This window comes from Roseburia zhanii (assembly GCF_014287635.1).
Classification (GTDB): Bacteria; Bacillota; Clostridia; order Lachnospirales; family Lachnospiraceae; genus Roseburia_B; species Roseburia_B zhanii.
The window spans coordinates 89,368-103,752 of record NZ_JACOPH010000005.1 but is presented as its reverse complement, the minus strand read 5'-3'; the positions used below and the strand labels follow the sequence as shown (position 1 = coordinate 103,752).

The following is a 14,385-nucleotide window of genomic DNA, read 5'->3' as shown; positions in this document are numbered from 1 at the left end:
ATGAAATGTAAAAAAATTGTAAGTGGTTTACTTGCATCTGCGATCATTACTACTTCTGTATTTACAGGAGATTTCATGACAGCAAATGCAGCAACAGTAGGAGAATCCATGCCGACACCGGTAGCTACCTATACATTCGATGGTACGCTTTCCAGTAAGGAAGGTGCAACAGCAAAAGCATATGCCAAAAAGTATGGTGCATATTCTGGTGATATTACTTATGTAGCGGGCAGAAATGCAGCGATTACAAGTGATACAGATGATAAAGCAGTGCAGCTTGGCAGTTATGGACTGGAATTAGCAGAGAAGAACATTGGAACAGAATATACAGTATCCTGCTGGGTAAAACCAGATGGAACAATTGCTAATAATATGCCGGTGATAGCATTAGGATACCATACACCAGAATTATGGACTGCTATATCTGGAGATGGCGGTACAAATGCATGTAAAGTATGGGCTAATGATAAAGTGAATAACAAATTTGCATGGAAAACATTAGGAAATATGACAATTCCATCAGGAGAGTGGTCAATGGTTACATTATCACAGACCGCAGGTACGCTATCCATGTATCTGAATGGTAATTTGGTAGGAACAGCTGCCGCTCCTGATATCATGAATGGAGAAAACGCAGCAATCGATCTTGGTGTAAACAATTGGGATGATCTGTTTACTGGTCAGATGGATGATGTATCTGTATATAACAGATCATTAACAGCAACACAAGTACGTTACTTATATGATGGAAAAGATGAAGAAACTGTTTTCAAAGAGGAAGGATTTACAGTAACAGATGAACTGACGATGTTCCAGAAAGAAAAGAGAACAATTACAGTTACATTACCATCTGCAGTCGCAGCAGAGAATGCAACGATTTCTTACCAATCAAAGAATGAAGACGTTGCAACTGTAGATAATGGAACAGTAACTGGTGTAGGTGTTGGTGAAACAACAATTACAACATCTGTAAAAGTAGGTGCTACAACATTAACAAAAGATACAACAGTTACTGTTGAAAGCAGCGATAATCTCAAAGAAGGCATCGCAGCTGAATATGACTTGACACAGATCGTAGATGGAAAATTAAAAGACGTTTCCGGTCGTGGCAATGATGCAGCAGTTGAAGGAGAATCCGGTATCAGTTTCGTAGAAGAAGATGGAAAGACTGTTATGAAAATGGCAAGCAATGATTCTTATATCAAACTTCCATTAAGCATTATGGATTCCCTGACAGATAAAGAGCAGTTTACAATCGAAACAACATTTGCAAAGAGTTCAGCATGTGGTAACAATGCATGGTTATTCTGCCTTGGTTCTAAAGTAAAGAATTCAGGAACTAACTATATGTTTTTATCACCAAATTTTGAATCAAAAACATTAAGAGCAGGCATCAAAGACAGTGGTACTGAAAAATTATTTGGAACATCTATCCAGCCGGCAGTCGATACTTATTATACAGTAGATATGGTATTCAATAAAGGCACTGTGAAATTATACTGGAATGGTCAGCTGATCAAAGGTGATGATGGTACAGAATTAAAGTCAGGTTACAGTATTATGGATGATGTCGTAACACCGGGTACAGAAAATGGTATTTTAGGATACATTGGTAAATCCTGCTGGGCACCGGATAAGAATTATCAGGGTAAAGTAGCATCCTTTAAGATCTATGACAAAGCAATGACAGATGAAGAGATCCAGTTGTCAGATCCAAAATATCAGGAAGCACTTGAAAAGAACTTAGAAGATCTTACAGTAGCAGATATCCTTTCAAGCAATGCATCTGCATCTGAAGTAAAATATAACTTAAATCTTCCGGCAACTTTAAATGAGATCAACGTAACATGGACTTCTGATAAACCGGAAGTGATCTCTGAAAAAGGTATTGTAAAAAATGGCGCAGAAGATACTACAGTAACTTTAACAGCTACGATTACATCTGGTGCTTTAACAGCAGATAAAGACTTTACATTTACTGTAAAAGCATTAGATAAATCGGAATTAACAGCAACCATTGAAAAAGCACAGGCATTAGTTTCAAATCCATATGTAGCAGCAGATACTGTATCCGCAGTACAGACAGCCATCGCTGACGCAGACAAAGCAGCTACACAGTCAGATGTTGATAAAGCAGTTAAAAAGATCAACAAAGCAATGAATAAAGCAGAATATGTTGATGCTTATGTAAATCCATTTGAATATATCAACAGCAGCAGCTATTCACAGACAGCAACAGTTGCAGCAGGCGGAACAGCAAGAGTATTTACGCTTCCGGACAGCATCAAAGATACTGTAACCGTATCTTATGCATCTGCAAATCCGGATATTGCAGCCATTGATGCAAACGGTGTTGTAACAGGTCTTAAAGATGGTTATGCATCCGTTGTAACGACAGTAACAGCAAAATATGACGGATTTAAAATGGAATACCAGACAGTTGTAACTGTAGGTACACCAACCGGAAAAGTCATTACACCGGAACCACAGGTGATCAATGTAACAGCAGCAGTAAAAGATGCTACGATCGTAAAAGGCCAGACTACACAGGTAACTGTAACAGCCCCGGCAGGTGCAACAGTAACTTATCGTGCAAAAGGTGCAGTAGCAGTTACAAGTACAGGTACAATTACAGGTAAAAAAGGCGGAACAGGTACTGTATATGCAACAGTGATCGTAAATGGCAAAAAAGCAGTTAGAAAAGTAACTGTAAATGTAGGTGATATCTCCGGTAAAGGCACTGTAAAAGTTAAGAAATCCTTGAAATTAAGTGTCAAAGGAATTTCCGGTAAAGTAAAATGGTCCGTAAATAAGAAGAAACTTGCTACGATCAGCAGCAAAGGTGTCTTAAAGGCTAAGAAAAAAGGTAAAGTAACTGTAACAGCAAAAGTTGGAAATTACACAATGAAAAAGACTATTACAATCAAAAAATAATAATCGGGGGTAGACAGATATGAAGCAAAGAATTGTAAAAAGTCTGCTTGCTGCTTCACTTACTCTGGCTATGGTAGTCGGCACATTGCCGGCTGCCAGCCTGAAAGTGCAGGCTGCAACAGATCTTGCAGATATTGTGGATGAGAATTTGACAATCGAAGCATCTAAGATCAATCAGTGGCTGACAAAAGATTTAAAACTTCCTACATCCATCAGTGGAGTAACAGGGGAGAAGATCACATATAGTGTTGGTAAAGCAGATCCTAAGTATGTATCTGTAGTAGACAACAAGAGATTAAAGATCACACGCCCATATGCAGGAGAAGATAATTATACATTTACTTTATATGCAACAGTAGAAGCAAATGGAGAAACTTATACCAAAGAATTCCCGCTCACGATCTGGGCAGGTTTATCAGAAGATTCCTATGCAGGATATGTATATGTATCTTTTGCGGTAAATAAAGCTAATAACGAAGATGTACAGCAGATCCACTTCTTCTTAAGTGAAGACGGATTGAACTGGACAGCATTAAATGGCTGTAATCCGGCATTCCTTGCAGGAGAGGATTACGCAGATGACATTGTAAAAGTATCCCAGAACAACTATGAGATCGCAAGTGGAGTTGATGAAACAGAACTTGCAAAAACAGTTACCGGAGATGCATCTGTATTATATCCGTTTGAGGGAGATGATCAGGGTGTCCGCGATCCATATCTGATCCGTGGCTGTAAAGCAGATGGAAGTGATGCCAATAAAGTATGGCTGCTTGCAACTGACTTAAATACACATGATGAGAAGTATGGCGGAGTCAAAGAAAATGATAAATTAGGTAATTGGGGCGAAACCACACAGATCGGTAAAGGTAGTACAAATTTATTCATCTGGGAAACCGAAGACTGGGTACACTGGACCAGACGTTATGTTGATGTAGCATCTGCTATCAATGGTGGTATGGCATGGGCACCGGAAGCAATCTATAATCCGGAAAAAGATAATTATTTAGTATACTGGTCAGCACGTACATCAGATGACGGACGTGCAAGAGACAGGCTCTACTGTAATGAAACATCTGATTTTGTTACATTTGGACCGACAAAATTATATGAGCAGGAACCATTCTATAAAAACTATCTTCCGAATGGACAATCTAATAACAGTGGATATGGTAACATTGATACTTCCCAGCTCTGGGTACCGGAAAAAGATGATAACGGTAAGACAATCTTAAATGAAGATGGCAGCATCAAGAATCCATATGGTACATTATATCGTCTTGTAAAAGATGAAACAAATAACCATATCGAATTACAGTCAGCAAAGACCGTATTAGATCCATCGGTTGATTATGATGCATCTGAACCGCATAAGATCACATCCTATACGTTAGATGGTACAGCATATGACAGTTTAAAGGCACTGGAAAAATTAACAGGCGACACAAACCAGATCAAGACAGCAGAAATTGTCAATGAGTGGTTTAAGAATAATTCTGTTGGTAATCATTTTACCAAGATCAGTCAGACAGGGATCGAACAATACAAGGGAGCTTATGAAGGAGCTACCATGTTTAAGTTTATTGACAGAGATGAGTGGTGTGTTATGATCGACTACTATGGTAATATGACTGTCCGTTATGAGCCGTATCTGACAACTGATCTGTCAGAACCGAATAGTATCCAGAAAGCAGCTTCCGGTACTTACGGAAGAACAAACAATGATATCGGTACACATGGCGGTATGATCCCGATCACTGTTGAAGAATATAATGCGTTGGTAGATACTTATAATGCAGATACAACTGTTAACAATTATCATCCGATCAAACATATCCAGATCGACAAACGTGCGCTGACAGATAAATCAGCTGAATTAAAAGCAGCAGCGGAAACATCCGATTACAGCAGCAGTGTGATCGTACAGATGAAAGCATTAGCAGATAAAGCAGATGCTTTAAGTGCAGATGAAGATGTTACAACAGCTATGATCACAAATCTTACAAAACGCGCAAATAAACTGTTAGCAAATAAGAAACAGACTGTTCCTTCCATACCGGCAGATACGGTCAAAGAAGCTGAGGTTATTCTTGATGCAGGTGAAACAGTAACAGATCTTCCGGCAGTGAATTCTACACATACGGTTGGTAAAGTAAATTACAAGATCACAAAAGTAGATGAATATAATACAGATGGAACAAACGGTACCGTAACCGTAACAGGAATGACAAATAAGAAAGCAAAATCTGTAGTTATCCCTGATGAAGTTGAAATCGAAGGTTATACATTTGCTGTTGATAAGATCAATGCAAAAGCATTCTATAAATGCAGAAAATTAAAGACTATCACACTTGGTGATAACGTTAAGAGCATTGGAAAACAGGCATTTAAGGGAATCAACAAGAAAGCAGTATTTAAAGTATCTTCCGATAATTATACAAGAGTGAAGAAAGCATTAAAGAGCAGTGCCGGATTCAAGAAACCAATGAAATTAAAAGAAGTTTAATCTTCACAAAAGTAAAAAACTGTGCAGAGCAATTCTGCACAGTTTTTTTGATACAAGGGTCAAAAGGTCAGAAATCATTCCTGCTTGCAGGATAAGATTTCTGACTTGTTGAAATACATGTAATTATTAACAGAAATTTCCGTATTTTCCTATAATATTTTCTGTTGCAGAAACATTCTGCGTGATAGAATCGCAAGAAAACAGAGAAGATATGATATGAGAACAGATTAAAGTGCATAATAATCCAGAAAAATATATCAGGAGGAATGGAAATGAGAGAAGTTATCAATATAGATCACAAATGGGCATTTCAAAAAGGTATTAGCAAGATGCCGGATATAATCCCCAAAGAATGGTACATTGTCAATCTTCCACATACATGGAATGCGATCGATGGACAGGATGGCGGAGCGGACTATTTTCGGGGAAGTTGCTGTTATCTAAAAGAGATCCATAAGATCGATCTGCCGGAACAGAAACAATATTATTTAGAGATCAACGGAGCCAATTCTTCAGCAGATGTGTATCTGAATGGAAAAAAATTAGCACATCACGATGGCGGATATTCTACATTCCGGGTAGATCTGACTAGAGAACTAAAAGAAGAAAATCTGCTTGCAGTCATCGTAGATAATCAGGCGAATGATACAATATATCCACAGAATGCAGATTTTACATTTTATGGCGGACTGTACCGGGACGTGAATATCATTGCTGTAGATGATACGCATTTTGATCTTATGTACCGTGGAAGTTCCGGTATCATGGTGACATCGGAGATCAAAGGGAATGATGCAGATGTCAAAGTAGAAGTATTTCTCACAGATGCAAAAGAAGGACAGAAGCTCCGTTATGTGATCAAAGATCAGGAAGGTCTTATGGTTGCAGAACAGGTACAGCCAGTCACAGAAACAAAAACAGTTTTTACGATTCCTAAGGTGCATTTATGGAATGGAAGAAAAGATCCGTATCTGTATACAGCAGAAGTTTCTATTTTAGAAAAAGAAAAAATTGTGGATCAGGTTTTGACAAGATTTGGCTGCCGTTTTTTTGAGATTGATGCACAAAAAGGATTTTTATTAAATGGGAAACCATATCCGCTTCGTGGCGTTTCCCGTCATCAGGACAGATGGGGGATCGGAAATGCACTGTTAAAAGAGCATCACAGGGAAGATATGGATCTGATCTGTGAATTAGGAGCAACAACGATCCGTTTGGCACATTACCAGCATGATGCGTATTTTTATGATCTGTGTGATGAAAAGGGAATGGTAGTCTGGGCAGAAATTCCCTATATTTCTGCACATATGAAAGACGGCAGGGAAAATACGGTCTCACAGATGAAAGAACTGATCCTTCAGAACTATAACCATCCATCGATCGTGGTCTGGGGATTGTCAAATGAGATTACAATGGCGCAGGGAAAGTCTGATGAAGATATGTTAGAAAATCACCATCTGTTAAATGAACTGGCACATAAATTAGATCCGACAAGGCTGACAACGATCGCAGCAGTGACCATGTGTGATATCCATGACGCATATATACAGATACCGGATGTGGTTTCCTATAATCACTATTTTGGCTGGTATGGCGGAGATACTTCCATGAATGGACCATGGTTTGATAACTTCCATAAAGAATTTCCGGATATCCCGATCGGAGTCAGTGAGTATGGCTGCGAAGCGTTAAACTGGCATACATCAGAGCCAAAACAGGGAGATTATACCGAAGAATATCAGGCACATTATCACGAAGAACTGATTAAACAGCTTTTTACCAGAGAATATCTCTGGGCAACATATGTCTGGAATATGTTTGATTTTGGTGCAGATGCAAGAAACGAAGGAGGGGAAAACGGACAGAACCATAAAGGACTCGTAACCTTTGACAGAAAATATAAAAAAGATGCATTTTATGCATATAAAGCATGGCTGTCAGAAAAACCATTTGTGCATATCTGTGGAAAACGTTATGTCAACCGCATGGAGCCGGTGACAAAAGTAACGGTTTATTCAAATCAGCCGGAAGTGGAATTGTTTGTCAATGGAAACAGTCTTGGCAAGCAGGAAAGCCGCGAACATTTCTTTTATTTTGATGTGCCGAATGAAGGAACATCCGTATTAAAAGCTGCTGCGGGAGCATGTACAGATACATCAACGATCTGCAAAGTCGATCAATTTGATGAAAGCTATCGGTTAAAAGAAACAGGAGCCGTTTTAAACTGGTTTGATATCACAGAAAAAGAAGGATATTATTCTTTGAATGATACGATAGAAGACCTGATGAAAGCAGAAGAAGCAAAAACATTATTTTTAGGGCTGATGCAGTCACAAGATCATTTTTCCTCTGAAAATACCGAGGCACTTATGAAAATGATGGGCAGTTTTACGCTGATCCGCCTGTTAAATACATTTGGAGCAATCGGTTCTGCAATGACCAAAGAAGAATTTTTAGAATTAAACCACAAATTAAATCTGATAAAAAAACCGGATTAAAAACTCCTGAGCTTTTTCTTGAAGTCAATTTATATCAGTGTTATAATAGATTAGATTGAATTAAGAAAACACAGCGGAGGGGTATCATGAAATATATGAAAAAATTGATGGCGGTTCTGCTTATGACCGCCATTTTTGTCGTTTCAGGAGCACAGGAGGAGAGTGCTAAGACAAAGACTGATTTAGTCGTTGTACTTGATGCCGGTCATGGCGGTTATGATACAGGTGCAACAGGAAACGGACTTCAGGAGAAACAGCTTACTTACAAGATCGCACAGTATTGTAAGGCAGAGTTAGAAAAATATAATGGCGTTTCTGTCTATATGACACGTTCAAATGATTCTTTTATCAGTATCAATAGGAGAATTTCAGAAGCTACGAAAGCTAAAGCAGATGTGCTTGTCAGCATACATATCAATTCTGCACCATCAGCAGATGCAAAAGGAGCAGAAGTATATTATCCAAATTCCAACTACAGACCTTTCTGTGGAAGTAAAGGACAGAGGTTAGCTTCTGCGATCCAGAAAAATCTTGTGAATTTAGGACTTAGGAACAGAGGGATTAAGACATTAAATTCCATGAGTGGAAATACCTATTCAGATGGTTCTGCCGCAGATTATTATGGAATTATCCGCGGGGCAAAATTAGCAGGCTATCCGGGTATTATCGTAGAACATGCATTTATTTCCAATGCATCAGATGCAAAAGAACATCTGGCAGGCAATTATGCATTAAGGCAGTTAGGCATAGCAGATGCAAAAGGGATCGCAGCCTGTTATGGTTTAAAAAAGACAGGATCTGCTACGGCTTCTTTAGAGAAGACAGAGATCACAAAACTGACCGGAAAGAGTTCTTCTAGTGCATATATAGAATGGGATACGGTAGATGGTGCAAATGGCTATGAGATCTATCGAAGTACTTCAAGATACAGTGGCTATAAGCAGGTCGCAGCGATCAAAAAACGTAATGCAGGAGCCTATACAGATAAATCCGTAAAAGCAGGTAAGACTTATTTTTATAAAGTGCGTCCTTACTGTATGAGTGGAAATAAAAAAATGACAGCATCATTTAGCAAAGCACAGAAAGTAAGGCTGATCAAGAAACCTATTATTTCGATCGGAACATTATCATCTTCACAGGTCAAGATCAAATGGAAAGAAGTTAGCGGAGCAAAACGATATGAGATATACCGGAGTACAGCACAAGATGGAAAATACCAGAAGATCGCAGTAGTGGAGAACCGTTTGTCCTTTAAAGATACCAAAGCAGGTAAGAAATCTTACTATAAAGTACGGGCAGCAGGAAGCGGGATCAATGGAAATACATATAGTTCTTACAGTAAAGTCAAGTGGAAAGGCAGCAAATAGAAGGTCAGTGACTGCATCTCATGTGGAAAGTAACGCATAAAATACCTGATCTTGGAAAGACTTATATTACAGTTTGCAAAAAATAGTGAACTGTAATATTTTATGTCTAGGAGGAATTATATGCGAGCAGTAGTTGATAAGGATGCCTGTATTGGCTGTGGATTGTGTATTGCAACAGAACCGGAAGTCTTTGAAATGGACGATGATGGAAAGGCAGTCAGTGTCGCAGATACAACAGAGGAAAATAAGGACTCGGTAGAAGCCTGTATTGAGGGCTGTCCGACAGAGGCGATTCATTCGGAAATGTAAAGCTGTTTTTTGCATTTCCGCTAATGATAAAAAAGGTGCCGCTATGGCATACATCAAAAGAAAAAGTGAGGATTAGACAATGGGAGGCTTTTTTGGCGTAGCATCCAGAGAGGATTGCGTATTTGATTTATTTTTTGGAATTGATTATCATTCTCATTTAGGTACGAGGAGAGGCGGAATGGTGGTATATGGAGAGGATGGATTTAACCGTTCGATCCATAATATAGAAAATGCCCCATTCCGTACGAAATTTGACAGGGATATGCAGGAAATGAAAGGAAAGTTCGGCATCGGCTGTATTTCTGATTTTGAACCACAGCCGTTGATCGTACGTTCCCATCATGGTACTTATGCATTAAGTACCGTAAGCAAGATCAATAATATGGAAGAATTATCAAAGATGCTTTTTGCAAATGGACATTCCCATTTCCTTGAAATGAGCGGTGGGGATATCAATGCAACAGAGCTGATCGCAGCATTGATCAATCAGAAAGAAAATCTGATCGAAGGTATCCGGTATGCATTAGATATGGTAGATGGTTCTGTATCTATCTTGCTGTTAAATAAGCAGGGAATCTATGCAGCCAGAGATAAATTCGGACGCACACCGATCGTTGTCGGCAAAAAAGAAGATGCCTATTGTCTGTCTTTTGAAAATTTTGCCTATAAAAATTTAGGATATACTGATTATAAAGAACTTGGACCTGGAGAAGTTGTTGTCGTGACAGATAAAAACTGCGTCACACTTGTCAATCCGGGAAAAGAAATGAAGATCTGTACATTTTTATGGGTATATTATGGTTATCCCGCAAGTGCCTATGAAGGAACAAGTGTCGAGCAGATGCGTTATACCTGTGGACAGAAGATGGCACAGAGAGATCATGTAAAACCGGATATCGTAGCCGGGGTACCGGATTCCGGTATTGCCCATGCGATCGGTTATGCAAATGAGTCAGGGATCCCATTTTCCAGACCATTTATCAAATATACACCGACATGGCCGCGTTCCTTTATGCCGACAGTGCAGAGCCAGAGAAATCTGATCGCAAAGATGAAGTTGTTAGCAGTAGAAGAACTGATCCGTGATAAGAGCCTGCTGTTGATCGATGATTCTATCGTAAGAGGTACGCAGTTACGGGAAACAACAGAATTTTTATACCAGAGCGGAGCAAAAGAAGTACATATCCGTCCGGCATGTCCACCATTATTATATGGCTGTAAATATCTGAATTTTTCACGTTCTTCCTCTGAAATGGATCTGATCACAAGGAGAGTCATCGACCGTTTGGAAAATGGGAATGTAACAGATGAGATCTTACAGGAATATGCAGATCCTGAATCAGAGAAGTATGAACAGATGGTAGAGGAGATCCGCAAGGAACTGAATTTTACATCATTAAGGTTTAACCGGTTAGATGATATGTTAGATTCTGTCGGAATTGACAAGTGTAAATTATGTACATATTGCTGGGACGGAAAAGAATAAAAGTCGGACTATCAAATGATTCCTCTTGACAGAGGGATCATTTTGCTACATAATAGTCACTGACGATTTAAAGCGTTAAAGTGACGGAGAAAAGAGGAGTATGAAAAAATGGAAATGGAATTTTTACGAAAACTTCCTACACCGCAGGAACTCAAAGAACAGTTCCCGGTCAGTGAGAAAGTAAAACAGATAAAAGATGCAAGAGACAAAGAAATCAGAGCGATCTTTGAAGGTAATTCCGATAAACTGCTGCTGATCATCGGACCATGTTCCGCAGATAATGAGGACGCAGTGTTAGATTATATTTCCCGTCTGAAAAAAGTACAGGAAAAGGTAGAAGAAAAGATTTTGATCGTACCTCGTATTTATACCAATAAACCGAGGACAGTCGGTGTCGGTTATAAAGGAATGCTGCACCAGCCGGATCCAGAGAGGGAATCTGATATGTTAAAAGGCATCATTGCCATCCGTCAGATGCATACCCGTGCAGTAGAAGAAACAGGATTTACCTGTGCAGATGAAATGTTATATCCTGAAAATCACAGATATTTATCCGATCTGTTGTCTTATGTAGCAATCGGAGCACGTTCTGTGGAAGATCAGCAGCACAGACTGACAGCAAGTGGTACAGGAATTCCGGTAGGTATGAAGAATCCGACCGGAGGTGATATCACCGTTATGATGAACTCCATTATCGCAGCACAGAGCAGCCATACATTCATTTACCGCGGCTGGGAAGTCAAGACAAAAGGAAATGACTATGCACATGCGATCTTACGTGGATATGTCGATAAATTTGGCAGAAGTATTCCAAACTATCATTATGAAGATTTACAGAATCTTTTAGAAATGTATGGAGAGCATGATCTTAAAAATCCGGCAGTTGTAGTAGATGCGAACCATTCAAATTCCGGTAAAAAATTTATCGAGCAGATCCGTATCTGCAAAGATATCATGCATAGCTGTAAAGTATCTGATGATATCCATCGTCTTGTCAAAGGACTTATGGTAGAAAGTTATATTGAAGATGGAAGTCAGAAGGTCGGTGAACACTGCTATGGAAAATCAATCACAGATCCATGTTTAGGATGGGAAAAATCAGAAAAACTGATCTATGAACTGGCAGATCTCTGGTAAAAATATATGAAAGCAGATTATAAAAAGACGGTCAATGCCTGTTTTATCGGCTATATTGTACAGGCAGTCGTCAACAATTTTGTTCCATTATTATTTTTAACATTCCAGTCACAGTATGGGATTCCATTATCGAAGATCACATTTTTGATCACGTTTAATTTTTCCATACAGTTAGTGATCGATCTTTTAGCAGCAAAATTTGTAGATAAGATCGGATATCGTGCATCGGCATTATCAGCACATGCATCGGCAGCGTTGGGACTTTGTATGCTGGCATTTCTGCCGGAACTGACGAAAGATCCGTTTATAGGTATTTTGATCTCCGTAGTCGTTTATGCTGTAGGCGGCGGCTTGTTGGAAGTGATTGTCAGCCCAATCGTTGAGGCATGTCCGACAGACAATAAAGAAGCAGCAATGAGCCTGTTGCATTCGTTTTACTGCTGGGGACATGTAGGTGTTGTGCTTTTATCAACCATGTTTTTCCGTTTTGTCGGAATCGGGCACTGGAAAATACTTGCCTGTTTATGGGCATTAGTTCCGCTTTTGAATATGCTTGCATTTTTTAAAGTGCCGATCGCACCGATCATCGAAGAAGGAGGGCAGGGACTTTCCTTTAAGGAATTATTAAAAAATAAAGTATTCTGGCTTCTGATGCTGTTAATGCTGTGTGCAGGTTCCTGTGAGCAGGCAGTCAGCCAGTGGGCATCAGCCTTTGCAGAGGCGGGACTTGGCATCAGCAAAACAGCAGGAGATTTAGCAGGACCGATGTTTTTTGCCATTATGATGGGACTCTCAAGAGCCTTTTATGGTAAATATGGTGATAAGATGGATCTGGTACGCTTTATGAAAATAAGCGGGGTACTATGCCTTTGCAGTTATCTTCTGATCTCGCTTTCACCGGTTCCGGTGCCAAGCCTGATCGGATGCGGACTCTGCGGACTATCCGTGGGAATCCTCTGGCCGGGAACATTCAGTCTTGGCTCCGCTGGTATCAAAGGCGGTGGAACGATGATGTTTGCATTCTTTGCACTTGCAGGAGATGTAGGATGCAGCGTCGGGCCTACCTATGTCGGTACAGTCACTTCCCTGTCAGATGGGAATATGAAACAGGGCATTCTGTTTGCCTGCGTGTTCCCGATCCTGCTTTTAGCGGGGCTGATGGCAGTCCGGAAGGTGGTTGAGAATAAAGAAAATCCTTCATTAGGAATACAATAAAGAATATCCTCATATATTTTAGAAAAAAGCTGGTTAGGTAAAGCTATGAAATATAAAAAAACACTATTACTGGTACTGCTTTTTCTGGTGATGTATGGGGCGGGCGTGGGAGCTGCTAAAATCGTCGATGTTTTTAGCAGCTCTCATGTTGTTTCACAGGAAACCGAAAACTGGGGATTAGGATTTGGAGCAGAAGGAAGTACTCCGACAGGAAATGTCAGTGCAGAAGAATTAAAACAGTATGATGCTTATTATGTTGGAGACACGACAAAGAAAGTCATTTATCTTACATTTGACTGTGGATATGAAAATGGAAATACAGAACCAATCTTAGACGCATTGAAAAAACACAATGCAAAAGGAACTTTTTTTGTGGTTGGAAATTTTTTGGAAACAGCACCGGAAATTGTGAAACGTATGCAAAAAGAAGGGCATCTGGTAGGAAATCATACCTATCACCATCCTGATATGTCGAAGATCAGTGATATGGCTTCATTCCAAAAAGAAATGGATGATGTGGCAAATCTGTACAAAGAGATCACCGGAGAAGAAATGATCAAATTATATCGTCCGCCACAGGGGAAATATAGTACGGATAATCTTTCGATGGCAAAGGAGTTGGGATATCATACGTTTTTCTGGAGCCTTGCTTATGTGGACTGGTATCAGGATAATCAGCCGACAGCAGAAGAAGCCTATGCAAAACTTCTTCCAAGAATCCATCCCGGTGCGATCGTATTATTGCATAGTACCTCTAAAACAAATGGAGAGATTTTAGATGAACTTTTAACGAAGTGGGAAGATATGGGGTATACGTTTGCGTCACTGGAGGAGTTGATTGCAAATCCGTAGAATGTGAGGGTTATGAAGCCTGTGTCAAGTTACGGTTTTGACAAACTGCAGGCAGGATACGGATGCTGTGGTAGTTTACCAAAA

At 39.6% G+C, this 14,385-nt stretch carries 8 protein-coding genes and 1 pseudogene; all 9 read left to right on the top strand.

Annotation, left to right across the window (positions count from 1 at the left end; translation table 11 throughout):
* Window positions 1-2,934, top strand: coding sequence for a LamG-like jellyroll fold domain-containing protein (locus H8S17_RS07965; RefSeq protein WP_186866889.1), 2,934 nt, complete (start codon window positions 1-3; stop codon window positions 2,932-2,934).
* Between the two features lie 19 nt (window positions 2,935-2,953).
* Window positions 2,954-5,437 carry an immunoglobulin-like domain-containing protein gene (locus H8S17_RS07960; protein ID WP_186866888.1) on the top strand — a complete coding sequence of 828 codons (2,484 nt, stop codon included), beginning with the start codon at window positions 2,954-2,956 and terminating at the stop codon, window positions 5,435-5,437.
* A gap of 272 nt (window positions 5,438-5,709) precedes the next feature.
* Window positions 5,710-7,935, top strand: a complete 2,226-nt coding sequence (locus H8S17_RS07955; RefSeq protein WP_186866887.1) for a glycoside hydrolase family 2 protein — start codon at window positions 5,710-5,712, stop codon at window positions 7,933-7,935.
* 86 nt (window positions 7,936-8,021) lie between these two features.
* The gene (locus H8S17_RS07950) at window positions 8,022-9,302 is read left to right on the top strand and encodes an N-acetylmuramoyl-L-alanine amidase (RefSeq protein WP_186866886.1); all 1,281 of its coding nucleotides are present in this window, start codon (window positions 8,022-8,024) and stop codon (window positions 9,300-9,302) included.
* Between the two features lie 120 nt (window positions 9,303-9,422).
* On the top strand, window positions 9,423-9,611 hold the full coding sequence (locus tag H8S17_RS07945) for a ferredoxin (RefSeq protein ID WP_178052476.1): 189 nt from the start codon (window positions 9,423-9,425) through the stop codon (window positions 9,609-9,611).
* A 79-nt stretch (window positions 9,612-9,690) separates the two neighbouring features.
* Window positions 9,691-11,097 carry an amidophosphoribosyltransferase gene (locus H8S17_RS07940; RefSeq protein ID WP_178052477.1) on the top strand — a complete coding sequence of 469 codons (1,407 nt, stop codon included), beginning with the start codon at window positions 9,691-9,693 and terminating at the stop codon, window positions 11,095-11,097.
* A 99-nt stretch (window positions 11,098-11,196) separates the two neighbouring features.
* Window positions 11,197-12,234, top strand: a pseudogene (locus H8S17_RS07935) (3-deoxy-7-phosphoheptulonate synthase); the annotation flags it as partial.
* A gap of 6 nt (window positions 12,235-12,240) precedes the next feature.
* Window positions 12,241-13,449, top strand: coding sequence for an MFS transporter (locus tag H8S17_RS07930; protein ID WP_186866885.1), 1,209 nt, complete (start codon window positions 12,241-12,243; stop codon window positions 13,447-13,449).
* Between the two features lie 45 nt (window positions 13,450-13,494).
* On the top strand, window positions 13,495-14,301 hold the full coding sequence (locus tag H8S17_RS07925) for a polysaccharide deacetylase family protein (RefSeq protein WP_186866884.1): 807 nt from the start codon (window positions 13,495-13,497) through the stop codon (window positions 14,299-14,301).
* Window positions 14,302-14,385 lie beyond the last annotated feature (84 nt).

Bases quoted from the DNA above. Each gene is read 5' to 3' on its own strand.
- H8S17_RS07965 (WP_186866889.1), top strand. From the start codon at position 1: ATGAAATGTAAAAAAATTGTAAGTGGTTTACTTGCATCTGCGATCATT.
- H8S17_RS07925 (WP_186866884.1), top strand. From the start codon at position 13,495: ATGAAATATAAAAAAACACTATTACTGGTACTGCTTTTTCTGGTGATG.
- H8S17_RS07940 (WP_178052477.1), top strand. From the start codon at position 9,691: ATGGGAGGCTTTTTTGGCGTAGCATCCAGAGAGGATTGCGTATTTGAT.
- H8S17_RS07960 (WP_186866888.1), top strand. From the start codon at position 2,954: ATGAAGCAAAGAATTGTAAAAAGTCTGCTTGCTGCTTCACTTACTCTG.
- H8S17_RS07950 (WP_186866886.1), top strand. From the start codon at position 8,022: ATGAAATATATGAAAAAATTGATGGCGGTTCTGCTTATGACCGCCATT.
- H8S17_RS07945 (WP_178052476.1), top strand. From the start codon at position 9,423: ATGCGAGCAGTAGTTGATAAGGATGCCTGTATTGGCTGTGGATTGTGT.
- H8S17_RS07955 (WP_186866887.1), top strand. From the start codon at position 5,710: ATGAGAGAAGTTATCAATATAGATCACAAATGGGCATTTCAAAAAGGT.
- H8S17_RS07930 (WP_186866885.1), top strand. From the start codon at position 12,241: ATGAAAGCAGATTATAAAAAGACGGTCAATGCCTGTTTTATCGGCTAT.